The 24,634-nt window shown below is 63.2% G+C and carries 21 protein-coding genes; 17 read left to right on the forward strand and 4 right to left on the reverse strand.

Translation table 11 applies throughout. The features are described from left to right. The first annotated feature begins 66 nt into the window (after positions 1–66). Complete coding sequence (locus tag PMI38_RS21350) at positions 67–1,398, forward strand: MFS transporter (RefSeq protein WP_008098694.1); 1,332 nt, start codon at positions 67–69, stop codon at positions 1,396–1,398. A gap of 181 nt (positions 1,399–1,579) precedes the next feature. Here the strand turns inward: PMI38_RS21350 and PMI38_RS21355 are convergent, their stop codons facing one another. The 4 genes from PMI38_RS21355 to flgA form a co-directional block, all read right to left on the reverse strand. Then, a complete protein-coding gene (locus tag PMI38_RS21355) occupies positions 1,580–2,323 on the reverse strand; it encodes a flagellar brake protein (protein WP_008098695.1) in 744 nt (247 codons plus the stop codon). A gap of 81 nt (positions 2,324–2,404) precedes the next feature. Continuing rightward, positions 2,405–2,872: a flagella synthesis protein FlgN gene (locus PMI38_RS21360; RefSeq protein WP_008098697.1), complete on the reverse strand. Its 468-nt coding sequence runs from the start codon at positions 2,870–2,872 to the stop codon at positions 2,405–2,407. A gap of 49 nt (positions 2,873–2,921) precedes the next feature. After that, positions 2,922–3,230 (reverse strand): flagellar biosynthesis anti-sigma factor FlgM, encoded by a 309-nt coding sequence (gene flgM, locus PMI38_RS21365; protein WP_008098699.1) that lies wholly within the window; start codon positions 3,228–3,230, stop codon positions 2,922–2,924. A gap of 150 nt (positions 3,231–3,380) precedes the next feature. Next, positions 3,381–4,133 carry a flagellar basal body P-ring formation chaperone FlgA gene (gene flgA / locus PMI38_RS21370; protein ID WP_043274057.1) on the reverse strand — a complete coding sequence of 251 codons (753 nt, stop codon included), beginning with the start codon at positions 4,131–4,133 and terminating at the stop codon, positions 3,381–3,383. Positions 4,134–4,211: 78 nt separating this feature from the next. Here flgA and PMI38_RS21375 point away from each other — a divergent pair, with 78 nt between their 5' ends. From PMI38_RS21375 to PMI38_RS21450, 16 genes are all read left to right on the forward strand, one after another. Continuing rightward, positions 4,212–5,141, forward strand: coding sequence for a chemotaxis protein CheV (locus PMI38_RS21375; protein WP_008098703.1), 930 nt, complete (start codon positions 4,212–4,214; stop codon positions 5,139–5,141). Positions 5,142–5,192: 51 nt separating this feature from the next. Continuing rightward, a complete protein-coding gene (gene cheR / locus PMI38_RS21380; RefSeq protein WP_008098705.1) occupies positions 5,193–6,020 on the forward strand; it encodes a protein-glutamate O-methyltransferase CheR in 828 nt (275 codons plus the stop codon). 356 nt (positions 6,021–6,376) lie between these two features. Then, positions 6,377–6,787, forward strand: coding sequence for a flagellar basal body rod protein FlgB (flgB, locus tag PMI38_RS21385; RefSeq protein ID WP_008098707.1), 411 nt, complete (start codon positions 6,377–6,379; stop codon positions 6,785–6,787). Positions 6,788–6,789: 2 nt separating this feature from the next. After that, complete coding sequence (flgC, locus tag PMI38_RS21390; protein WP_008098709.1) at positions 6,790–7,233, forward strand: flagellar basal body rod protein FlgC; 444 nt, start codon at positions 6,790–6,792, stop codon at positions 7,231–7,233. 15 nt (positions 7,234–7,248) lie between these two features. Beyond that, positions 7,249–7,956 carry a flagellar hook assembly protein FlgD gene (gene flgD / locus PMI38_RS21395; RefSeq protein ID WP_008098711.1) on the forward strand — a complete coding sequence of 236 codons (708 nt, stop codon included), beginning with the start codon at positions 7,249–7,251 and terminating at the stop codon, positions 7,954–7,956. Positions 7,957–7,986: 30 nt separating this feature from the next. Then, positions 7,987–9,342 (forward strand): flagellar hook protein FlgE, encoded by a 1,356-nt coding sequence (gene flgE / locus PMI38_RS21400; RefSeq protein WP_008098713.1) that lies wholly within the window; start codon positions 7,987–7,989, stop codon positions 9,340–9,342. A gap of 72 nt (positions 9,343–9,414) precedes the next feature. Continuing rightward, positions 9,415–9,600, forward strand: a complete 186-nt coding sequence (locus PMI38_RS21405; RefSeq protein ID WP_008098715.1) for a hypothetical protein — start codon at positions 9,415–9,417, stop codon at positions 9,598–9,600. A gap of 204 nt (positions 9,601–9,804) precedes the next feature. Continuing rightward, complete coding sequence (locus PMI38_RS21410; RefSeq protein WP_008098718.1) at positions 9,805–10,545, forward strand: flagellar basal body rod protein FlgF; 741 nt, start codon at positions 9,805–9,807, stop codon at positions 10,543–10,545. Between the two features lie 47 nt (positions 10,546–10,592). Then, positions 10,593–11,378: a flagellar basal-body rod protein FlgG gene (flgG, locus tag PMI38_RS21415; RefSeq protein ID WP_008098720.1), complete on the forward strand. Its 786-nt coding sequence runs from the start codon at positions 10,593–10,595 to the stop codon at positions 11,376–11,378. Between the two features lie 41 nt (positions 11,379–11,419). After that, positions 11,420–12,115: a flagellar basal body L-ring protein FlgH gene (gene flgH, locus PMI38_RS21420; RefSeq protein WP_008098722.1), complete on the forward strand. Its 696-nt coding sequence runs from the start codon at positions 11,420–11,422 to the stop codon at positions 12,113–12,115. 12 nt (positions 12,116–12,127) lie between these two features. Further along, the gene (locus PMI38_RS21425; RefSeq protein ID WP_008098724.1) at positions 12,128–13,237 is read left to right on the forward strand and encodes a flagellar basal body P-ring protein FlgI; all 1,110 of its coding nucleotides are present in this window, start codon (positions 12,128–12,130) and stop codon (positions 13,235–13,237) included. A gap of 11 nt (positions 13,238–13,248) precedes the next feature. Next, entirely contained in the window at positions 13,249–14,412 is a 1,164-nt protein-coding gene (gene flgJ, locus PMI38_RS21430; protein ID WP_008098726.1) for a flagellar assembly peptidoglycan hydrolase FlgJ, read from the forward strand. 12 nt (positions 14,413–14,424) lie between these two features. Next, positions 14,425–16,455, forward strand: coding sequence for a flagellar hook-associated protein FlgK (gene flgK / locus PMI38_RS21435; protein WP_008098727.1), 2,031 nt, complete (start codon positions 14,425–14,427; stop codon positions 16,453–16,455). 13 nt (positions 16,456–16,468) lie between these two features. Then, positions 16,469–18,052 carry a flagellar hook-associated protein 3 gene (locus PMI38_RS21440; protein WP_008098729.1) on the forward strand — a complete coding sequence of 528 codons (1,584 nt, stop codon included), beginning with the start codon at positions 16,469–16,471 and terminating at the stop codon, positions 18,050–18,052. 77 nt (positions 18,053–18,129) lie between these two features. Further along, positions 18,130–21,702: a glycosyltransferase gene (locus tag PMI38_RS21445; RefSeq protein ID WP_008098731.1), complete on the forward strand. Its 3,573-nt coding sequence runs from the start codon at positions 18,130–18,132 to the stop codon at positions 21,700–21,702. Positions 21,703–21,756: 54 nt separating this feature from the next. Next, a complete protein-coding gene (locus PMI38_RS21450) occupies positions 21,757–24,483 on the forward strand; it encodes a glycosyltransferase family 2 protein (protein ID WP_008098733.1) in 2,727 nt (908 codons plus the stop codon). The last annotated feature ends 151 nt before the right edge of the window (positions 24,484–24,634 follow it).

Consider the following 24,634-nt stretch of genomic DNA (forward strand, 5'->3'; position numbering starts at 1 on the left):
CCACGGCGCATTTGCTTTTATGCTTGCCAGGTCAACGCCACCTGACCAGGGAGCCCGAGGGGACGTATGCGAAACATCTGGAAGCCCTTTCAGTCGCTGTATTTCGCTGCCTTGATGATGCTGATCGGCTCGGGCCTGCTCAGTACCTATCTGGCACTGCGCCTGGCGGCCGACCATGTCGACAGCCTGTGGGTCGGTGCGTTGATGGCGGCCAACTATTTCGGTCTTGCCGTAGGCGGCAAGGTCGGCCACCGGCTCATCGGGCGGGTAGGGCACATCCGCGCCTATGCCACCTGCGCCGGTATCGTCGGCGCGGCGGTGCTTGGCCATGGCCTGACCAGCTGGCTACCGGCCTGGGTCGGGCTGCGGATGATTGTCGGCCTGGGGATGATGTGCCAGTACATGGTCATCGAGAGCTGGCTCAACGAGCAGGCCGATGCCAAGCACCGTGGCGCGGTGTTCAGTGGCTACATGATCGCCTCCTACCTGGGGCTGGTGCTCGGCCAGTTGATCCTGGTGGTGCATCCGCAGCTGGGGCCTGAACTGTTGATGCTGGTCGCCATGTGCTTTGCCCTGTGCCTGGTGCCGGTGGCGATGACCCGGCGCATCCACCCGGCACCGTTGCGCCCGGCACCGATGGAGCCGAAGTTCTTCATCAAGCGGGTGCCGCAGTCGCTCAGTACGGTGCTGGGTTCGGGGTTGATCGTCGGTTCGTTCTACGGCCTGGCGCCGCTGTATGCCTCCAGCCAAGGGTTGACCACCGAGCAGATCGGTCTGTTCATGGGCTGCTGCATCTTCGCCGGCCTGGTGGTGCAGTGGCCGCTGGGCTGGCTGTCCGATCGCTACGACCGGGCCGTGCTGATCCGCAGTGTGGCGGTGGGCCTGGCGCTGGTCTCGGCACCGCTGGCATTCCTGCCCAGCGTGCCGCTGGAGTTGCTGTTCGGCATGGGCTTTGTGGTCTCGTTGCTGCAGTTCTGCCTGTATCCGCTGGCGGTGGCGTTTTCCAATGACCATGTGGAAAGCGAGCGACGGGTTTCGCTGACCGCCATGTTGCTGGTGACCTATGGCGTGGGCGCCTGTATCGGGCCGCTGGCGGCAGGGGTGTTGATGAAGGTGCTGGGCGCGCAGATGCTCTATGCCTTTTTCGCGTTCTTCGCCCTGGTGCTGGTGTGGCGCATTCGGCCGAAGGCGGTTACCGGGCTTCACCAGGTGCAGGACGCGCCACTGGGGCACGTGGCGATGCCGGCGGCGGGTTCGCCTTTGTCGGCAGCGCTTGACCCTCGGGTGGATGAGCAGACCGTGCAGGATGTGATGCAGACACCGGTGGCGGCCGAAGATACCGAGGTGGAAGAGAAGGGCGAACCCGCTGAGGCGGGAGAAGTCAGCAAGACGGTTTGAGGCGTGTACTGGCTTTACCGGCCTCTTCGCGGGGCAAGCCCGCTCCCACAGTTACTGTGCAGTTCTCGAAGCCAGGTATGCTCCTGTGGGAGCGGGCTTGCCCCGCGAAGAGGCCGGTACAGGAAGCGTACAAACAAGAACGCCACCCAATGGGTGGCGTTTTTTTACATCCAGCAGCCGATCAATAATCGTCTTTATCGAACCGCCGCGCTTCACGCTGCAGCTGGTACACGAAGCTCTCGATCTTGCGTTGCGCCTGGCCGCTGAGGTTGTGAAAACGCACGCCAGCGAAGGTGGTGTTGATGCGCTCTTCATAATGCAGGTGACGCAACTCGACCATGCAGTCCACCAGGCCCAGCGGGTTACCCGCCTTGAAACGCTCGTACACCTGGCCCAGCTGCAGGCGTTCTTCGACATTGCCGTCGAAGCGCAGTTTGCAGCCGGTGGCGGAGATGTCCAGCAGCTTGCCGCGCAGGGCGCCGTTGCCCTTGAGGTGACTGCCGTCGAGAATGATGTCGACCAGTTGCGACAGCTTCAGCGCAGCGCGGAAAGCATTGCGGCGCTGGTGGTAGGTCACTTCTTCCGGCAGGGCGCCACGGTACGAGCGGTGGCCGTCGACTTCGGTGATCTTCAGTTCGTGGTTGCATTCCCAGGCGATGCGCACGCCATCGTGGAAGCCTTCGACACGGAACGCTTCACCGTTCTCGATGAATTTTTCACCATCGCGCGGAATCATTTCGTCCAGCGCCAGGGTGTTGCTCTCGCGGTCCACGTGTACCACATAGCTCTGGAACCGCTGGCTGCGCTCGTGGAAGGTGATGATCAAGGGATCATGGCTCTCCTGCAACTGGCGCAGGTTGGCGGCAATCTCCAGAGGAGTGTTCAGCACCTTGGGCGGCTGCGGAGCATCGGTTTCATTGAACACGGGTTATCAATCTCCAGGCAAAAACGACACACGCAAGTAACGGCATTTTGCCAGTATGTCCTGTGCCTTGAATAGGAATAATCAAACTTGGCTGAGCGCCCGGGGCTTGGCCAGTGGCGAGGTGGCGCCACGGTTGTCGTAGAGCGACGGAGAATCGCCGCCCATGAGGATTCTGACCTGGTTGGCCGTGACGTGCTGTTGCACCTGGATGATCCGGCCATTGGTCTCGTTGACCTTCTGGCAGGCATCCATCAGCTGGGTGAGCACATTGAGCTGTTGCATGATCACGTCGCCGTTTGGCGACTGCGCGGCCACTGCTTGCACCCCGGCGCGATCTGCGCTGAGGCCGAGGCTGGCGAGCAGGTTGTTGCGGCGCAGGCCTTGCTGCTCGAGCAGAACGATCAGCGACTGCTTGCGGGCGAGGATGCCTTCCAGCGGCGCCAGGTCACGACTGTGCAGGGCCACGGCCTCTTTTTGCAGGAGGTCGAGCAGTTCCTGGGTCGGGGCGAGGTCGTCTTCGATCAGTTGCAGCAAAGTGATGTCGTGCATGGCTAACTCTTGGCTTTTATAGCGTCCGTGAAGTCAGCGCGCCGAACGGTCAGCGCTGAGCTTCGAAATCGAGCAGTTTGCTGGCGACCCGGCCGGCATCGACCTTGTAGCTGCCATCGGCGATCGCCTGCTTCAACTGCGCCACGCGGGCACTGTCGACAACGGGCTGGTCGCGCAGCTTGTCGCTGATCTTCTGCAACTGCTGGGCCTCTTGACTGAGGTGTACCGCTTCTCCGCTGGCGCTTTTCGGCGCTTCGACCGGCTCGCCCGCCTTGTCGGCAGTGCCCGGCGCGGCATTGCCGCGAACGCCGCCGGTGACCGACGGAGAGTTATTCAAACGACTGAAGTCGATGACCATGATCAGAAACCTCTGGGTATTTGGACGCTTGCCTTGTTTTCGGCCAACCCGAATAAAACTTTAGGCACAAATGCACAGCCGCCTGTCGGCAAGCCCGTGTACCCGTTTCCGACACAGTTTAGGAAAACCGCCCGCGCATCGCCAGCCCATTTACATGGCCACCTCGACCTGGCCGGGGCCGGTGACACGTGCTTTGACCACCCGTTTCGAATTGAGATTGCGCACCCGAATCTGCTCGCCCTGGCCACCCTTGGCCAGCGCCTCGCCCGGCATGCGCACGCTGAGGCTGCCGCTGTGGGCGGTGATGACCACGTGATCGCCCTTGCGCACCACCTCGGCCTGCTCCAGGTGCTGTGGGGTGAGCACCTGGTCGATCACCGTGGAGCGCACCATCTTCATGCCCACCGCCTGGTCGAGGTCGTTGAGAAAGCCCTGGGTCAAGGTGCCCACATCGCGCTCGCGCAGGGCCACGTCGCCTTCGCCAATCACGTTGTCACGCTTGAGCGGGCGGGTAACCACAACCACATCGCGAAACAGCCGCACCGTCGCCGGTACGAACAGTGTCCAGGGTGCGCCGCCATCGCAACGCACTCGCACGGTCACTCGGCCCACCGGTTGCGACGGGCTTTCCAGCGAGGCGTCCAGCTGCTGGCTGCACAGCGGCATGCGCAGGCGAGGGTCGAGCGGGCTGACCTGGATTTCGTAGCGTCCGGCCGTCTGGGTGGTGGCCAGGTAATCCTCGACGGCGAATTCAAGAAACCCTTGGGTGACGCCGATAAGCTGTTCAGGCAAGGTAACCGCGTCCGCCAGCGTGCGAACGCCGGGTGCCAGCAGGCACAATGCGGCCAGCGCAGCGCTCAGTAGCGGCGTCAGTCGTCGGAAAATTGTCGTTTTCATGTACATGGCGCTCAAAAAAGCAAAGCCCGTGCCGACTCGCTGATCGAGTCGCTACCAACAGGCAGAAAACAGAAGGAGTCAGGCATGGCGGGGGTAATGGATTCAGTCAACCAGCGCACTCAGCTGGTTGGGCAGAATCGCCTGGAATTGCTGTTGTTCCGCCTTAATGGCCAGCAGCTCTACGGCATCAACGTGTTCAAGGTTCGCGAAGTGCTGCAGTGCCCGGCTTTGACCGTGCTGCCCAAATCGCACCCGGTGGTGCGCGGCGTGGCCAACATTCGCGGGGCGACCATTCCGATCCTTGACCTGTCGATGGCCACCGGCCTGCCAGGGCTGCAGGAAGAAACGCGCAACAGTTTCGTGATCATCACCGAGTACAACACCAAGACCCAGGGCTTTCTGGTGCATTCGGTCGAGCGCATCGTCAACATGAACTGGGAAGAGATCCATCCGCCACCCAAGGGCACCGGCCGCGACCACTACCTGACGGCGGTCACCCGGGTGGACAACCGCATGGTCGAGATCATCGACGTGGAGAAGGTGCTGGCCGAGGTGGCGCCGTCTTCCGAGCAGGTGTCCGCGGGTGTGGTGGATGCCGAGGTGCAGGACAAGGCTGTGCTGTTGCGGGTGCTGACCGTTGACGATTCGTCGGTGGCACGCAAGCAGGTCAGCCGCTGCCTGCAGACGGTGGGCGTGGAAGTGGTGGCGCTCAACGACGGTCGCCAGGCACTGAACTACCTGCGCAAGCTGGTGGAGGAGGGTAAACGGCCGGAAGAAGAGTTCCTGATGATGATCTCGGACATTGAAATGCCAGAAATGGACGGCTATACGCTGACCGCGGAGATCCGCAACGATCCGCGCATGCAAAAATTGCACATCTGCCTGCATACTTCCCTGTCCGGGGTATTCAACCAGGCGATGGTCAAGAAGGTCGGTGCCGATGACTTCCTGGCCAAGTTCAAGCCGGACGACCTGGCCCAACGCGTGGTCGACCGGATCAAGGCGGCGCATTGAAGCAGCCGGGGGCGCGCTCCCGGCACCAGAGATTGAAAAGAGGCGGCAGTAGTGTCTACGGGTAATTTGGAGTTCGAACAGTTCCGGGTCTTCCTGGAGAAAGCCTGTGGCATCCTGTTGGGGGAGAATAAGCAGTACCTGGTTTCCAGCCGTCTCAACAAGCTGATGGAGCAACAGGGCATCAAGAGCCTGGGTGAGCTGGTGCAGCGCATCCAGACCCAGCCGCGCGGCGGCCTGCGCGAGCAGGTGGTCGACGCCATGACCACCAACGAGACCCTGTGGTTTCGCGACAGCTACCCGTTTGAAGTTTTGAAGAACAAGGTCATCCCCGAGTTCATCAGGAACAACCCCGGCCAGCGCCTGCGCATGTGGTCGGCGGCCTGCTCGTCGGGCCAGGAACCGTACTCCATTTCGATGGCCATCGATGAGTTCGAGCGCAGCAACCTGGGCCAGTTGAAGATGGGCGCGCAGATCGTCGCTACCGATCTCTCCGGGTCGATGTTGAACAACTGCAAGACCGGTGAGTACGACAGCCTGGCGATTGCCCGCGGCTTGTCCCAGGAGCGCCTGCAGCGCTACTTCGACCCCAAGGGGCCGGGGCGCTGGGCGGTGAAGCCGGCGATTCGCAGCCGGGTCGAGTTCCGCTCGTTCAACCTGCTCGACAGCTACGCGGCCTTGGGCAAGTTCGACATCGTGTTCTGCCGCAATGTGCTGATCTACTTCTCGGCGCAGGTGAAGAAGGACATTCTGTTGCGGATTCACAGCACGCTGAAACCGGGGGGGTATCTGTTCCTCGGGGCGTCCGAGGCGCTCAATGGGTTGCCGGACCATTACCAGATGGTGCAGTGCAGCCCCGGGATCATCTACCAGGCCAAGTAAGCCAAGAGGCCGGCAACGAAAGTTGCCGGCCTTTTTGTTGTCTGCACTGGCCTCATCGCCGGCAAGCCGGCTCCCACAGAAAACCCCCGCTGAGTTTGTGTGGGAGCCGGCTTGCCGGCGATGGGTTGCGAAGCGGCCCCATTCCAGTTGACGTCAATTTTTTGTTTTGCCGCTTTTGCCACCCGCCAATTGCCGCTTTCCCATGGCCAGGCGGAAGCACTTTGCCGCTTTTCTGGCATGCCCCTCGCTCACACCGCCCTCACAGCCCAGCATTCACGGGCATTCAAAACCTTGGCACAGCCCTTGCTATAGCTTCGCCAACGACATTCCGGTCAACCTTCGAAGGTTTCCCCGACATGAGCATCAGTTTCGACAAGGCACTTGGTATCCACGAAAAAGCCCTGGGCTTTCGCGCCCAGCGTGCCGAGGTACTGGCCAACAACATCGCCAACGCCGACACGCCCAACTACAAGGCGCGTGACATGGACTTCTCCTCGGTGCTCGCCGCCGAAAGCCAGAAGCAGCAAAGCGGTGGCCGCTTCGCCATGGACCGTACCAACAGCCGCCACATCGAGGCCGAAGGCCTGGCGATGAACGACGAAACCCTGCAGTACCGCACCCCGACCCAGCCGTCGATCGACCAGAACACCGTGGACGCGCACATCGAGCAATCGAACTACACCGAAAACGCCATCGGTTTCCAGGCCAGCTTCACCTTGCTCAACAGTAAATTCAAAGGGCTGGTTTCGGCCCTGCGCGGAGAATAAGCATGTCACTTGCCAGTGTCTTCAACATCGCCGGTAGCGGCATGAGTGCGCAGAACACCCGCCTCAATACCGTGGCCTCCAACATCGCCAACGCCGAGACCGTGTCGTCGAGCATCGACCAGACCTATCGCGCCCGTCACCCGGTGTTCGCCACCACCTTCCAGGACGCCCAGGCGGGCAGCAGCCAGTCGCTGTTCGAAGACCAGGGCGAGGCCGGGCAGGGCGTGCAGGTCAAGGGCATCGTCGAAGACCAGAGCAACCTCGAGGCGCGCTACGAGCCGAACCATCCGGCGGCGAACAAGGACGGCTACGTCTACTACCCGAACGTCAACGTGGTCGAGGAGATGGCCGACATGATCTCCGCCAGCCGCGCGTTCCAGACCAACGCCGAGCTGATGAACACCGCCAAGAACATGATGCAGAAAGTCCTGACCCTGGGTCAGTGATAAGGAATCCAGACCATGGCAGTCGATAGCACCAGCGGTGTAAACCTCAACGAAGTCCTCACGGCATCGGGTGTCGGTACGCCCACCAAGAAGACCACCGATACCGTTTCCAAGACCGGTTCCGACACGCTCGGCAAGGACGCGTTCCTGCAGTTGCTGGTTACCCAGATGCAGAACCAGAACCCGCTCGATCCCCAGGACAACAGCGAGTTCGTCGCCCAGTTGGCACAGTTCAGCAGCCTTGAAGGCATCACCAACCTGAACGACTCGGTCACCAGCATCACCAATGCGATGGCGTCGTCCCAGGCTCTGCAGGCCTCGTCGCTGGTGGGCCGTTCGGTGATCGTGCAGAACGACAAGGCGGTGGTCGATACCGCTGAAAGCTTCAACGGCCAGTTCATCGTGCCGCAGGCGATCAGCGAAGCGAAGATCACCATCAAGGACAAGGACGGCAACACCGTCAAGACCATCGAAATGGGCGAACAGAAAGCCGGTTATGCCGACTTCATCTGGGACGGCACCAATGCCAGCGGCGAAAAAGTCGACCCAGGCACCTACACCTTCACCGCCAGCACCACCGTCGATGGCCAGTCGGTGCAGATGAACACCCTGCTGCCGGCCAAGGTGACCAGCGTCAGCTTCAACGCCACCGGCGAAATGGTGCTCAACCTCGCAGGTGTCGGCAAGGTTTCCCTCTCCGACGTACAAACCATCGGTATCTAAGGCCCGCTAGCGCGGCACAGGAGCGAATTCATGTCTTTCAACGTCGGCCTTAGCGGTCTGTACGCAGCAGAAAAACAACTGGACGTTACCGGCAACAACATTGCCAACGTCAACACCACCGGTTTCAAGTCGTCGCGCGCCGAGTTCGCCGACGTCTACGCCGGCGCCAACCGCCTTGGCGTAGGCAAGAACCAGGTAGGCGCCGGGGTGCGCCTGGCCGCTATTTCCCAGCAGTTCACCCAGGGTGATGTGAACACCACTGGCAACGTGCTGGACATGGGCATCCAGGGACAAGGCTTCTTCGTCCTCTCGGACAACGGTTCGCGTGTCTATACCCGTGCCGGTGCCTTCCAGGCCGACAAGGACAATTTCGTCGTCACCTCGGACGGCCTGCGCCTGCAAGGCTATGCCGCCGATTCCAGCGGCAAGATCCAGAAGGGCGTGCTGACCGACCTGAAGATCGACACCTCGGCGCTGCAGCCCAAGGCCACCACCCTGATCGACCAGGGCATCAACCTGAACTCCTCGGCCGCCGACATCCCGCTGCTGGTCGACGATGGCACCGGCAACATGGTGCCGAACAAGGCGTTCGACCCGTCTGACGAATCCACCTATACCAAATCGTTCCCGACCAAGGTGTACGACAGTCAGGGCAACGAGCACACCATGGAGCAGTACTACCGCAAGACCGGTACCAACGAGTGGACCTCGTACACCCTGATCGATGGGCGCAACCCGTTCGACCCGTCATCGACCACCCCGCTCAGCGGTACCATCAGCTTCAACAGCGATGGCTCGGTTGCCAGCATGACGGCTAACAACACCGGCCTGCCGCCGGGTGCCTCGTTCACGGTGAAAGACAGCACGTTCACCATGACTGGCTGGGTGCCTGCGGTGGAAGATTCTTCGGGTAACTGGGCAAGCAACGGTGCTGCTGGCAATGCCGATGGCATGAAGCTGTCGATGAGCAGCACCACCTCCTACAACACCGAGACCGCGCGCATGTCGCAGTCCCAGGATGGTTATGCCACCGGCATCCTGTCGAACCTGAGCATCGACTCGACCGGCGTGATGTTCGCCAGCTTCAGCAACCAGCAGTCGCGCGCCATCGGCCAGGTGGCCCTGGCCAGCTTTGCCAACGAGCAGGGCTTGCAGCAGATTGGCGGTACGCGCTGGACCGAGACCTACACCTCGGGTATTCCGGGCATCGATGCGCCGAAGACCGGCACCTTGGGTGGCGTCGAGTCCAACGCGCTGGAAGGCTCCAACGTCAACCTGACCCAGGAGCTGGTCGAGCTGATCAAGGCGCAGAGCAACTACCAGGCGAACGCCAAGACCATCTCTACCGAAAGCACCGTCATGCAGACCATCATCCAGATGGCTTGATGGTCGCTGGCTGATGGCGTGTGGGCGAACCCCTTTGTCGTGAAGGGGTTCGTCGTTTTTGCCGGAGGACACATGAAAAAGCTGCTTGTCGCATTGCTCGCCGCGTTTTGCCTGTACCAGGCGCAGGCCGGGACTGCGCCGTGGTGGCGCTGGGAGAGCCAGGTGGATGGGCGGCTGGTGTGCTCGCAATGGCCGCCGGGGGAGGGCTGGAAGCGATTTGCCGGCCCTTACAGCAATGGTGGCTGTCGCGACCGGTGATTTTCAGCGCCGGCCTCTTCGCGGTGTATTGCCGGTACCGGCAAGTCGGCGCCGGATAACCGGCGTTCACTTCCCAGGCAAAACCCCCAAAAGCCCGTATTCACGGGCTTTTTCCCGCTTTCAAGAAGTTGGTTCGGAACTTGCTTTAGTGCCTGCATAGCAACGGCAAGCGGCAAACGCTCGCCAGTGCAGCGGAGGATGACTGTGGACAAGATGCTTTACGTGGCCATGACCGGCGCCAGCCAGAACGCGCTTGCGCAGAAGGCACACGCCAACAACCTGGCGAACATTTCCACCAACGGCTTCCAGCGCGACCTGGAGCAGGCGCGCTCGATGCCGGTGTTTGGTGACAGCTTTCCGTCACGTGCGTTCGCCATGACCGAGCGCCCAGCCACCGACTTCAGCGAAGGGCCGATGGTCGAGACCGGGCGTGAGCTGGATGTGGCCGTGGCCGGGCAGGGCTTCATCGCCGTGCAGGCACCCGATGGCAGCGAAGCCTATGTGCGTACCGGCAGCCTGAACATCGATGCCCTCGGCGTGCTGCGCGCCGGCAACGGCATGCCGGTGATCGGCAACGGTGGCCCGATCGCCATTCCGCCGGAGCAGAAAGTCGAGGTCGGCGCCGATGGCACCATCAGCATCCGCTCCATGGGCGAAGACCCGCGGGTGATGGCCGAAGTCGACCGGATCAAGCTGGTCAATCCCGACATCAAGGGCCTGAACAAGGGCCTCGACGGGCTGATCCACACCGAAGATGGCCAGCCGGCCGCTGCCGACGTCAACGTGCGGGTGGTCTCCGGCTTCCTGGAGGGCAGCAACGTCAACGCCGTGGAAGAAATGAGCTCGGTGCTGGCGCTGTCCCGCCAATTCGAACTGCACGTCAAGATGATGAACGCGGCCAAGGAAGGCGACGAAGCCATGGCGCGTGTCTTGCAACTCGGCTAACCACATTTGAACGGGTGCCGTAAAACAGGCGCACGAGGAGAAAACTGATGCTTCCGGCTCTTTGGGTCGCTAAAACCGGCCTGTCCGCCCAGGACACCAACCTCACGGTCATTTCCAACAACCTGGCCAACGTTTCGACCACCGGCTTCAAGCGTGATCGCGCCGAATTCCAGGACCTTCTGTACCAGATCAAGCGCCAGCCAGGTGCCCAGTCCACCCAGGACAGCGAGCTGCCTTCGGGCCTGCAGGTCGGTACCGGTGTGCGCATCGTCGGCACCCAGAAAAACTTCCAGACCGGCAGCCTGCAGACCACCGAAAACCCCCTGGACATGGCCGTCAACGGCCGTGGCTTCTTCCAGGTGCTGCAGCCGGACGGCACCGTCTCGTACACCCGTGACGGTACCTTCCACCTGAACTCCGACGGCCAGATCGTCACCGCCAACGGCTTTGCCCTCGAGCCTGCGATCGTGGTGCCGAACGACGCCCAGACCTTCACCGTTGGCCAGGACGGTACCGTGTCGATCACCACCGCCGGCAACCCGGCCGCGCAAGTGATCGGCAACCTGCAGACCGCCGACTTCATCAACCCGGCCGGCCTGCAGGCGATCGGCGACAACCTGTTCCTGGAAACCGCCGCCAGCGGCGCCCCGCAGGTCGGTACCCCGGGCCTGAACGGCTTCGGCACCACCCTGCAGCAGACCCTGGAAAACTCCAACGTCAGCACCGTCGAGGAGCTGGTGAACATGATCACCACTCAGCGTGCCTACGAGATGAACTCCAAGGTCATCTCCACCGCCGACCAGATGCTGTCGTTCGTCACCCAGCAGCTGTAAGCCCAAGGCCCTAGTCCCTGTTACACCGTGAGGTAAGTGTCATGAAGCGTTCGTTGTCCGTCTTCGCCCTGGGGGGGGCGGTGTTGCTGGCTGGTTGCGTCGCGCCGACGCCCAAGCCCAACGACCCGTACTATGCGCCGGTTCTGCCGCGCACCCCGTTGCCGGCGGCGGCCAACAACGGTTCGATCTACCAGGCCGGTTTCGAGCAGAGCCTGTACACCGACCGCAAGGCTTTCCGGGTCGGTGACATCATCACCATCACGCTCAACGAGAAGACCTCGGCGAGCAAGAACGCCGGCTCGCAGATCCAGAAGAACAGCAAGGCCGACATCGGCCTGACCTCGCTGTTCGGCACCACCCCGAGCACCAACAACCCGTTCGGCAGCGGTGACCTGAGCCTCGAAGCCGGCTACAGCGGTGACCGCGCCACCAAGGGCGACAGCAAGGCGACCCAGGGCAACACCCTGACCGGCTCGATCACCGTCACCGTCGCCGAGGTGCTGCCCAACGGCATCATCGCCGTGCGCGGCGAAAAATGGCTGACCCTGAACACCGGCGAAGAGCTGGTGCGCATTGCCGGCATGGTGCGGGCCGACGACATCGCCACCGACAACACCGTGCCCTCGACCCGGGTGGCCGATGCACGCATCACTTATTCGGGCACCGGCTCGTTCGCCGACGCCAGCCAGCCGGGCTGGCTGGACCGCTTCTTCATCAGCCCGCTCTGGCCTTTCTGAGTACGGATGAACATGTTCAACCTAAGGCAGCTGATTGCCGCAACCTTGCTCCTGTCCTGCGCGTTCGGCGCCCATGCCGAGCGCCTGAAGGACATCGCCAGCATTTCTGGCGTGCGTTCCAACCAGTTGATCGGTTACGGCCTGGTGGTGGGGCTCAACGGCACGGGTGACCAGACCACCCAGACGCCGTTCACCCTGCAGACCTTCAACAACATGCTGTCGCAGTTCGGCATCAAGGTGCCGCCGGGCTCGGGCAACGTGCAGCTGAAGAACGTCGCTGCGGTGTCGGTACATGCCGACCTGCCGCCCTTCGCCAAACCGGGCCAGGTGGTGGACATCACCGTCTCGTCGATCGGCAACTCCAAGAGCCTGCGTGGCGGCAGCCTGCTGATGACGCCGCTCAAGGGTATCGACGGCAACGTCTATGCCATCGCCCAGGGCAACCTGGTGGTCGGTGGCTTCGACGCCGAAGGTCGCGATGGTTCGAAGATCACCGTCAACGTTCCGTCGGCCGGCCGCATTCCTGGCGGTGCCTCGGTCGAGCGTGCGGTGCCGAGCGGTTTCAACCAGGGCAATACCCTGACCCTTAACTTGAACCGCCCGGACTTCACCACCGCCAAGCGCATCGTCGACAAGGTCAACGACCTGCTCGGCCCCGGTGTGGCACAGGCCGTGGACGGTGGCTCGGTACGGGTCAGCGCGCCGATGGACCCGAGCCAGCGCGTCGACTACCTGTCGATCCTGGAAAACCTCGAGATCGACCCGGGCCAGGCGGTCGCCAAGGTCATCATTAACTCGCGTACCGGCACCATCGTGATTGGCCAGAACGTCAAGGTCTCGCCTGCGGCAGTGACCCACGGCAGCCTGACCGTGACCATCACCGAAGACCCTATCGTCAGCCAGCCGGGGCCGTTCTCCAACGGCCAGACCGCCGTGGTGCCACGCTCGCGGGTCAATGCCGAACAGGAAGCCAAGCCGATGTTCAAGTTCGGCCCGGGCACCACGCTGGATGAGATCGTCCGCGCGGTGAACCAGGTCGGCGCTGCGCCGAGCGACCTGATGGCCATCCTCGAAGCCCTGAAACAGGCCGGCGCCTTGCAAGCCGACCTGATCGTGATCTGAGGACGTAGCCGATGAACTCCAAGAGCCTGGTATCCAGCACTGCCGACAGCGGCGCCTATACCGACCTCAATCGCCTGAGCTCGCTCAAGCACGGCGATCGCGACAGCGATGCCAACGTGCGCAAGGTGGCCCAGGAGTTCGAGTCGCTGTTCATCAGCGAGATGCTCAAGGCCTCGCGCAAGGCCAGCGATGTGCTGGCCGACGACAACCCGATGAACAGCGCGACGGTCAAGCAGTACCGCGACATGTACGACCAGCAGCTGGCCGTGAGCATGTCCCGCGAAGGCGGCGGTATCGGCCTGCAGGACGTGCTGGTACGCCAGCTGTCGAAGAACAAGAGCGCACCGGTCAACACCAGCCCGTTCCCGCGGATCGAGGGCAATGCCCCGACGCTGTGGGGCAACAAGGTGGCCGAGCCGGTGCATGCCGCGCAGTCAGCCTCCCGCAACGACGTGGCCGCGCTCAATTCGCGGCGCCTGGCCTTGCCCAGCAAGCTCACCGACCGCCTGCTGGCCGGCATCGTGCCGTCGGCGGGTAACCCGGCAGCGGCCACCAACAGCGCCGCCGTGCCGGTCCGCGACGGCCAGCAAGTGGCGAAAACCTTTGCCGTGCCAGAACGCGGCCTGCGTATCACCGGCCGCGCCGTGGCCCAGCCGCCGCTGGCGCCGAACAAAGCCTTCAGCGACAGCGACGCGTTCGTGGCCACCATGCTGCCAATGGCCGAACAGGCCGCCAAACGCATCGGCGTCGACCCGCGCTACCTGGTGGCCCAGGCGGCGCTGGAAACCGGTTGGGGCAAGTCGGTCATGCGCAACAGCGATGGCAGCAGCAGCCACAACCTGTTCGGCATCAAGGCCACCGGCAACTGGGAAGGCGATTCGGCGCGGGCGATCACCAGCGAGTTTCGCGACGGCCAGTTCGTCAAGGAGACGGCGGCGTTCCGTTCCTACGATTCCTATCAGGACAGTTTCCACGACCTGGTCAGCCTGCTGCAGAACAACAGCCGCTATCAAGATGCGGTGAAGTCGGCCGATAAACCAGAACAGTTCGTGCAAGAGTTGCAAAAGGCCGGGTACGCCACTGACCCGAATTACGCCAGCAAGATCTCGCAGATCGCAAGACAGATGAAGTCGTACGAGCAATACGCAGCGCTCGGTACCACAACGAAACTTTAAGGGTATGGAACCATGGCGAGTCTGATCAACATTGGCATGTCGGGGCTTGGCGCCGCGCAGTCGGGGATGTACACCCTCGGCAACAACATCGCCAACGCCGACGTCGAGAGCTACTCGCGCCAGCAGAACGTGCAGAAGACCAAGGGCGGCCAGCAGGTCGGCCAGGTCTTCATGGGCAGCGGCACCACGCTGGCCGATGTGCGCCGGGTGTACAACTCGTTCCTCGAGAACCAGTTGCGCACCACGACCTCGCTGAGCAGCGACGCGTCCTCGTACCTGGAACAGATCACGCCGCTGGATACCGCCCTGTCTGGCAGCGACACCGGCATCACCGCCGCGCTGCAGAGCTTCTTCAGCGCCATGCAGGACGCTGCGGCCAAGCCCACCGAGGACGCCTCGCGTCAGCTGCTGCTGACCAGCGCCCAGTCCCTGAGCAAGCGTTTCAATACCCTGTCGGCGCAGCTCAACCAGCAGAACAGCAACATCAACGCCAACATGGCGTCGCTGGCCGACCAGGTGAACAACCTGACCAAGACCATCGCCGAGCTCAATGACCAGATTTCCCGGGTCAGCACCGTGACCGGCCAGCCCAACGACCTGCTCGACCAGCGCGATGGCGCGGTGCGCGAGTTGAACAAGCTGATCGGCACCGACGTGGTCGAGCGCGACGGCAACTACGACATCTACCTGAAGAACGGCCAGTCCCTGGTGCTGGGCAAGACCACCCAGACCCTGGGCGTCGCTCCCAGCGCGACCGATCCCACGCGCATGAGCCTGATCCTCAACCGCGGCTCGACCAAGATGGATATCACCAGCAGCGCCACCGGTGGCGAGCTGGGCGGCCTGATTCGCTATCGCAGCGAAACCCTCGACCCTGCGCTCAACGAGCTGGGCCGCGTAGCCCTGGTGGTGGCCGACGCGATCAACAGCCAACTGGCCCAGGGCATCGACAAGAACGGTGAATTTGGTGCCTCGCTGTTCGGCGACATCAACAGCGCCAAGGCCATCAGCGAGCGCAGCATTGCCAAGGGCAGCAACAGTGCCGGCTCCGGCAACCTCGATGTGACCATCAAGGACACCGGCAAGCTGAGCGCCAGCGACTACCAGGTGACCTTCACCAGCGCCACCGGCTACAGCGTGCGCAAGTTGCCAGAAGGCACCGACATGGGCAGCTTCGACCTCAGCGATACGCCGCCGCCCGTCATCGATGGCTTTACCCTGTCGCTCAACGGCGGTGGCCTGAGTGCCGGTGACAGCTTCAAGATCACCCCGACGCGCAATGCCGCGGCCAACATCGAAACCGCCCTGACCGACCCCAAGCGTCTGGCCATGGCGGCGCCGTTGACCGGTACCAGCGGCTCGGGCAACAAAGGCACCGGCACCATCACCCAGCCGAACCTGACGTCGAAGCTGGACATCTACGATTCGGCCCAGCGCGCGCAGCTGCAGACCGGCCTGAAGTACTCCACCCCGGTCAAGCTGGTGTTCGGCGACGACACCAGTTCGCCCCAGGCCTACAAAATGTACGACGCCAAGGGCACCGAGATCGGCAGCGGCACCATCGTGCCGGGCCAGGACAATACCCTGCAGCTGTCGGTACCGATGGTCGATGCCAGCGGCAACTCGCTGGGCAGCAGCTTCACCTTCGAGATGAACGTCTCCGGTGCGCCGAAGAACGGTGACACCTTCACTGTCGGCATGACCGCTGCCGGCTCAGCCGACAACCGCAACGCCCAGTCGGTGATCGACCTGCAGACCAAACCCACCGTCGAGGTCGGCGCCGACGGCAAGGGCATCAGCTTCACCGATGCCTACGCCAAGCTGGTGTCCAACGTCGGCGGCAAGGCCGGCCAGGCGCAGATGGACACTGATGCCACCACGGCGCTGCACACCTCGGCGCTGGAAAGCCGCAACAACCTGTCGGGCGTGTCGATCGACGAAGAGACCGGCAACCTGATCAAGTTCCAGCAGTACTACACCGCGTCGTCGCAGATCATCAAGGCGGCCCAGGAAACCTTCGCCACCCTGATCAGCAGTCTTTAAGGAGCCGTAGATCGTGAGCGTACGCATCTCTACTTCGCAGTTCTACAACACCAACCAGGCCAACTATCAGCGCAACTTCGCCAACGCCGTGAAGGCTCAGCAGGAGGCCAGCGATGGTATCCGCGTGCGGTCGGCCAAGGACGACCCGGTTGGTGCGGCGCGCCTGCTGCAGCTGGAGCAGCAGCAGAACATGCTCAGCCAGTACCAGGGCAACATCACCAGCGTGCGCAATGCGCTGGGCACTGCCGAAAGTACCCTGAATTCGATCGGTACCATCCTGCAGCGGGTCAACGAACTGGCCGTCAGCTCGGGCAACGGTACCTTCACCGATGCCGACCGCAAGGCCAATGCCGATGAGCTGGCGTCGCTGGAAGACCAACTGTTCACCCTCATGAACAGCAAGGACGAGAACGGCAAATACCTCTTCTCTGGCTCCAAGGGCGATACACCGCCCTACGTGCGCAATGCCGACGGCACCTACAGCTACCAGGGCGACCAGAGCAAGCTCAACCTGCAGGTGGGTGACATGCTCACCCTGGCGGCCAACGAGACCGGTTATGACGCCTTCGAACAGGCCCTCAACACCAGTCGCAGCGAGACCCGGCTGACCGCACCGGCCACCGACGATGGCCGCATCAGCCTGTCCAACGGCCAGGTTTCCGGCAATTCGACCTACAACGATCGCTTCCGCAGTGGGGAGCCGTACAAGATCGAGTTCATCAGCAGCACCGAGTACAAGATCACCGACGCCAACAACAACGACGTCACCCTGGAGGCGAGCCAGGGCGGCAAGTTCGATCCTGGCGTCGACAACGGCACCATCAGCTTCCGCGGTGTCGATCTGCGCCTGGATATCACCTTCAAGGATGGCGACAAGGGCAATGAAGATGCTGCCATCGCTGGTCATACGTTCAGCTTGAGTTCCAAGGCCGATCAGGTCTCCGGCACGCGCAGCCCGGGCAACACGTCGTCGCAGCAGGTGACCGGTGCCACCATCACCGACCAGGCAGCCTACAAGGCCGCGTTCCCCTCCGGGGGGGCAGTGCTCAAGTTCACCGGCACCAGCACGTTCGAACTGTATGCCGCGCCGGTTACCGCTGACAGTCGTCCAGTCGCCTCCGGTGCCCTGGGCGGGCCGAACGGCACTACCGCTACGGCGGCTGGCGTCAGCTTCGAGCTCTCCGGAGCGCCGAATACGGGTGACTCGTTTGCTGTCAAAGTCGACACGCACCAGACCCAGAACGTCCTCGACACCATCAGCAAGTTGCGCACGGCGCTGAACAGCCCGGTCGACAACGATCCCGTTGCCCGGCAGAACTTCCTGGCTTCGCTGGATTCAGCCATCGGCAACATCGCCAGTGCCACCAACCAGGTATCGTCGTCGATCAGCGCCATTGGCGGTCGCGGCCAGGCGTTGGACGTGCAGGCCGAAACCAATGAAGCGCTGAGCGCCGAAAACACCAAGACGCAAAGCTCGATCCGTGAAAGCGACCCGGCGGAAGTGATGCTGCGCCTGCAGATGCAGACCAACATGCTGCAGGCTTCGTTGCAGGCGTACGCGAAGGTCGCTGGTCTGTCGCTGGTCAACTACATCTGATCCCTCTTTTTTAGCGACACCCGCCGCCTGTCAGCCCGTCACGGGCTGGCAGGCGGGCACACTGCAAGGTCTTCGCCGTGAATCAACAGACCCTCGTCAGCATCGCCATCCCTGCCTTCAACCCCGAATTCTTCCGCGCCACCCTGCTCAGTGCCATCAACCAGGACTATCCAGCGCTGGAAGTGCTGGTGTGCGACGACAGCCGCGACATGGAAATTCAGGGTATCGTCGACGCCGTGATGGCCGAGACCGGAACGCCAATACGCTATATGCGCAACCCGCAGACGCTGGGCTTTGCGCGCAACCTGCTGGTGTGTCTGGAGCAGGCCAGGGGTGAGCTGATCAAGTTCCTTTGCGATGACGATCGCCTGTTCCCGGAGTGCGTTGGCCTGCAGGCCGACGTCATGAATCGGCATGCCGATGTCAGCATGACCATCTGCCAGCGCATGCTGTGCGCCGCCGACGATGCCTTGCTGCCGCCCCGCATGCTCAATGCCGTGATGTGTCCGGAAGATGCTGTGGTCAAGGGCAGTGATCTGCTCGAAGCGCTGGAGACCAATGCGCCCAATCTGTTTGGTGGGCTCAGCCATGCCCTGATGCGCCGAGCGCTGGTGGCCGAGTTCCTGCCGGCGTTGGCGCAGGACGGCCAGGGTTTTTCCGCGCGCCTGGACATGGCCTTGTACATCTGCCTGATGCGCCGTGGCAACCTGGGGCATCTGGCACGCTTCCTGAGCATGGAGCGTCTGCACCCGGGGCGCCTGAGCCACCAGGCGAGCATGAGCATGGCATTCCCCACCGAGACCGACTGGATCAAAGCGATGCTTGCGGCCCGCGCCAGCGAGCCGGCACCCGCCACCGGCTGGGTGCGCTATCTGTCGCTGGACCGTTACCAAGGTGACCAAGGGGCGCCATGGGACGAATACGAACTCAACCGTCTTTATGGGGCGCAGCAGGCTCGCCAGGCGCAACAGGTCGGTACGGACTGCTTGTCCTTCGATGAGGTGTATGCCCACTGGCTGGACTGTCGCGAGCTGACGGCCGCGCAGCTCAAGGCGCTGCCCAAGCGCATCGAGCAATGGGGGTGGCAACCTCGTATCGTCACGGTGATCCGGGCCGAGGCGGGTCAGGAGCAGGCGCTGCGCGCCACCCTCGACAGCCTCGCGGCTCAGTCCTATGCCCCTGCAGCAAGCTGGCTGCTCGCTGCCAACGAATTGGAGCTGGCAGGCAGCGCTGATATCGAACGTCTGCCGGTGCAGGGCAATGGGCTGGCCCAGTTGCAGGCGCGGCTGACGCGCTCGGACGATGCCGACTGGATTTTCCTGTTGCACGCCGGCGACCGCCTGGTGCCCCATGCGCTGGCAATCATGGCCGAGCGCATGGCATTGCGCGATCGTGCGTGCATCTACGTCGACGAAGGCAGCCACGATTCGCTGCGTCCGACCCTGCCGATCTTCAAGCCGGACTTCAACCTCGACCTGATGCGCAGCCAGCCCTATGTCGGACGTCTGCTGGCGTTCGACTGCAAGGCCTTGCAAGAGATTGGCGGGTTCGCCGCGGACTTCGACATCCTGGCCCCCCACGACCTGCTCTGGCGCCTGGCCGAGCAAAAAGGCCTGCAGGCCATCGAGCACATCGACGAGCTGCTGGTGCATTGCCAGTGGGACTACGGCCAATGGCTGACCGACCCGCGTTGCGTGCGGCAGGCGCCACGGGTGGTCCAGGCGCATTTGCAGCGACTGGGCATCGATGCCGAGGTGGTGGGGGCGCAGGATGCTGCGTTGTGTCAGGTGACCTACCATCATCCGGGCCAAGCCTGGGTTTCGATCCTGGTAACCCTCGGGGCTGACCTGCAACAAACCATTCGTTGCGTCGAGTCGCTGTTCGAGCACAACCGCCATGAGCCGTTCGAGATCCTGCTGATTGCCTCGCCTGATACCCCCGCCGAGCTGCGCCAGTGGCTGCAGGCCATGCAGGGGCTGGGCAGTGAGCAGCTGCGCGTCATCGAAGTCGCCAGCAGCGACGCTGTGGCGCAGTTGAACGAAGCCAGCCGGGCCGCACGTGGCGACTACCTGTTGATGCTCGACAGCGCTTGCGTGGCCATTGATGCCCATTGGCTGAGCGAACTGTTGGCGCACGCGCAGCGTCCTGAGGTGGGGGCGGTCGCACCCAAGCTCTGTACCCTTGCCGGGGAAATTTTCAACGCAGGCCTGGTGCTGGGGCTGCATGGCGGTGTCAGCAGCCCCTTCGTCGGCATGCCCGCGAACAGCGGCGGTTACATGCACCGCCTCAATGCGGCGCAGAACTGGAGTGCACTGAGCCACGAATGCCTGCTGGTGCGACGCGAGCTGTTCGACGCCCTTGGCGGCTTCGACGTACAAGCGCTGCAGGGGGGACTGCAGGGGGCCGACCTGTGTCTGCGCATGCGCGAACAGGGCTACCTGGCAGTCTGGACACCCCACGCGGTACTGGCGCGCTGCGCCTCCAGCCGTGATGTGCGCGTCGATAGCCTGCGCAAGGCCCTGGACCGGGATAACTTCCATGAGCGCTGGCTGGCCAAGGTTGCCCGCGACCCTGCCTACAACCGCAATCTGAGCCTGAAGATGGCCAGCTTCAACCTGGATGCCGGGTTGCGGCGCGGTTGGGACCCGTTCATCAGCCGCGTGCTGCCATCGGTGCTGGCGCTGCCGATCAACACCTCTGCGGTCGGGCATTATCGGGTGGCGCAGCCGTTCATGGAGCTGGAGCGCGCAGGATGGATCCAGGGACGCCTGGATTTCAGCACCCCGGAAATGATCGAGATCGAGCGCGAAAAGCCGGACGTGATGATCCTGCAATGCCGCTACACAGTGAACTCGATCGAAGAGATGACACGCTTCAAACGCCTGTCGAATGCCCGGCGCATCTACGAGATCGATGACTACATCATCGAGGTGCCGAAGAAGAACGCGCACGCTCGCAACATGCCAGCCAACATGCGCGAACTGGTGACTCAGGGCATCGCCTTGTGTGACCGGGTGGTGGTGTCCACCCAGCCTCTGGCCGATGCGCTGTCGAGCCTGCACCACGACATCCGGGTGGTCCCGAACATGCTTGCCGCACCGCTGTGGGCGGGCCTGACCAGCAGGCGCCAGAGCAGTGTACGACCGCGTGTGGGCTGGGCCGGTGGCACCAGCCACCGAGGCGATCTGGAACTGCTGCTGGACGTGATCAAGGCCTTGGCGGACGAGGTCGACTGGGTGTTCTTCGGCATGTGCCCGGACCTGCTGCGGCCCTATGTGAAGGAATTTCACGCCGGTGTGCCATTGGCGCACTACCCGCAGAAGCTGGCCAGCCTTGACCTCGACCTGGCCTTGGCACCGCTTGAGCAGAACTTGTTCAACGACTGCAAGAGCAATTTGCGCCTGCTCGAGTACGGCGCTTGCGGATTCCCGGTGATTTGCACCGACACCAAGGCCTACGGAGGCTACCTGCCGTGCACGCGGGTGCGCGACAACACCCCTGAGCAGTGGCTGGAAGCGATCCGTATGCATCTGGACGACCCACAGGCGAGCTACCGGCAAGGCGACGCCTTGCGCGAAGTGGTATTGCGCGACTACGTGCTGATGCCACACCACCTGCAACAGTGGGCCAATGCCTGGCTGGCGGATTGAACCTTGGCACCCGCCCATGGCGGGCGCCGAACCAACAACATGAACAGGTGCCCTATGGCCGAAATCGCAACTGGGTCGCACAACGAAGTGACCGTCGTCCTGCTGGGGCATGATCAGGCAGACCATCGAGCGCGTGCCCTTCATTTCTATCGCCAGGCCGGTATCTCGTGCCTGGCGCTGGAGCCGCTGCAGGCTCAGACCCCAGGGGAGCAGTGCAGTGCGCAGCTGGCCCAGGCCCTGCGGCAGGTCAGCACACCATTCGTGGTCCTGACCCTGGATGCCGACTTCGTCCTGGCGTCGACGTTGCAGCAGGCCGTCACCGTGCTGCACGCACAACCTCAGGCCCAGGGTGCCCAAGGGTATGCGCTGGCCTATGCACCGGGTAACGCCCAGCTCGCCTATCACAAGATGGGCTCGGCGTTCGAGCCGCAGACAGCCTCGGATGCGCAGGCGCGCCTGCGTCAGTACGCCTTGGCCGGGCAACAGGCCTGGCGTGCAGTCTTGCGGGTCGAGGCATTGCAGCGGGCGCTCGACGCCTTGCCAGGCGAGCTTGATTTCGCCGCCTGGCGCGTGGCGCTTGCCTACGCACTGGTCGTCGAAGGCGCCATTGCCCCGCTGCCGCACACCGCCGTGATCTGTGAGTTGGCGCCGAGCAGGCTGACACCGGTGGCCCGCGAAGAACAGTTGAGCCACACCGTGCGCCGCTTGCGCGAATGGGACGGGCAGCGGCAAGGGCTGTGCGCCGACGAGTCCGGCTTCGCCGTGTTGAATCGCTTTGTACGCGCAACCTATGACCAGAGCGATGCGCCGCTGCTGTTCACCTCGCCCTGGGGCACGGTGATTGGCGAGCCGGACCGCGTGTTCGAGCCACGTCAGTATGTCGAGTTGCCCTACTACAACCGTGCACTGTTCGAGCAGTTGAGTGCACTGGAGTTTCTCTGCCATGTCTGGCCGACCGGCCAGGCGCATCGCCAGGCGCTGGAGGGCACGTGGGTGCGCCAGCGCGAGTTGTTGCAGGTGCATCCGAACGACACTGCCGAGACGCTTCAGCAGCGTTACTGGAAAGCGCTGGCGCTGGGCCTGTTCAACCTGGACGTATGCCAGCGGCTGGTGCCGACCCTGACCGGCAAGGACGATGCACTGCGCGCCCGCGAGCTGGGCGATTGGCTGGTGCGCCTGCAGGGCGTTCCTGGCGTGGACGGCAACGCCCTGCTGCGCAGCACGGTTTCTGGCCAGGTCCTCGACGTGCTGACTGCGTCGACACCCGACAAGGCCACGCAGCAACGCCTGCTGGCGCCGTTGAACAAGCGCTCGACTGCTCAGATCACCTTCGTGGTCAGCGATCTTGCGGACGACGACCTGGCCTTGCAGGCCACTTTCGACAGCCTGCTGGCCAGCGGCTTGCGCCAGTTCAAGCTGGTGGTGCTCAAGGGCGGCAAGCCGCCGGCGATCACCACCTCGCGCGATACCCTGCATTTCGTTCAGGTCAATGAAAGCAACTGGGTCACTCACCTCAATCAGCAGGTGCGTCAGTTGAGCAGCGATTGGCTGTTGCTGCTGGACGCCGGCGATACCCTGGTCACGGGTGGTTTGCTGCGCCTGGAGAAGGAACTTGAGCAGGCCCAGGGCTGCCACGCCGTGTCTGCCAACGAAGTGCAACGCGACGCGGACGGCCGCCTGCATGGCGTGGTTCGCCCAGGCAGCAATCTTGACCTGCTGCGCGCGCAACCCGGGTTGATGTCGCGGCATTGGTGCCTGCGCCGTCAGACCGTGGTGGAGCTGGGCGGCTTCAGTGAAACGTGCCGCCATGCGCTGGAGTTCGACTTGCTGCTGCGCCTGGTGGAACAGCAGGGGCAGGGTGGCCTTGCGCACATGGACGAATACCTTGTGGTCGGCCACCAGGCGACGGCCTCGCTGCAGGCTGACGCGCTGGTGACGCTCAAGCGCCACCTGACGTTGCTGGGCTATCGGGGTGAAGTGCATGATCAGGGCGAGGCGGGCCTGGTGGTTGACTACCGTCATTCCTCTACGCCGCTGGTGAGCATTCTGGTGGCAGCCGAGGGCAATCTGCCGCGTCTGCAGGCGTGCCTGACCAGCGTCCTGCAGCGTACTCGTTACCCTCGATACGAGGTACGCGTAGCCTGCAGCGCCGAGCAGGCCGAAGCGACCGCCGCGGCACTGCAAGGGTTCGGCCAGCGCGTCGTGCTGTTGGCGGGCAAGGTGAGCGGGCGCGCTGACTTGCTCAACCTGGCGGCCCAGCAAGCAAGGGGTGAGCATCTGCTGTTGCTGGCCGAGCACTGTGAAGTGATTTCGCCGGCCTGGATCGAAGGGCTGCTCAATGAAGGGCTCAGGCCGGAAGTCGGGGTGGTGGGGGCGCGGTTGCTGGCACGCGATGGCACGGTTGTGCACGCCGGGTTCGACCTGCTGCAGGGGCCTGCCGTGCGTTCGCCGTGGCAAGGGTGGACGTTGGCCGATTGCGCCAAGGCCCGTCATCCGGCGTCGGTGCGCAACTGCACCGCGGTATCGGCCGACTGCATGTTGCTCCGTCGCGATCTCTACGATCACTGCGGCGGAGTGCAAGCGCTGCAAGCATTCGATGTGGATATCTGCCTGGCTGCCGCTGAGGCAGGGTTGCTGGTGGTCTGGACGCCGGTTGCGCAGGTGTTGGACGATGCGCCGAGACCGGTCGATCTGGCGGCCTGCGAAGCGCTGCAGGCGCGTTGGCCACAGGCGTTTGCCGGTAATTGGGCGAGTGATGATTTAAGCCCGCTGCGAAACTGAACGCGATATCGCCCAAGCTATCCGCCGTATCGGCACGCGCGCCACTCAGGGCTAATAGACTTTGGGTGGCGTGGAGCGAAAAAAAACCGATGCCCCTAGGGGCATCGGTTTTCGACCCTCTGCGCTCACTATCCGGTGAGACGCTCAAGAC

It is taken from the genome of Pseudomonas sp. GM84, assembly GCF_000282535.1.
Classification (GTDB): domain Bacteria; phylum Pseudomonadota; class Gammaproteobacteria; order Pseudomonadales; family Pseudomonadaceae; genus Aquipseudomonas.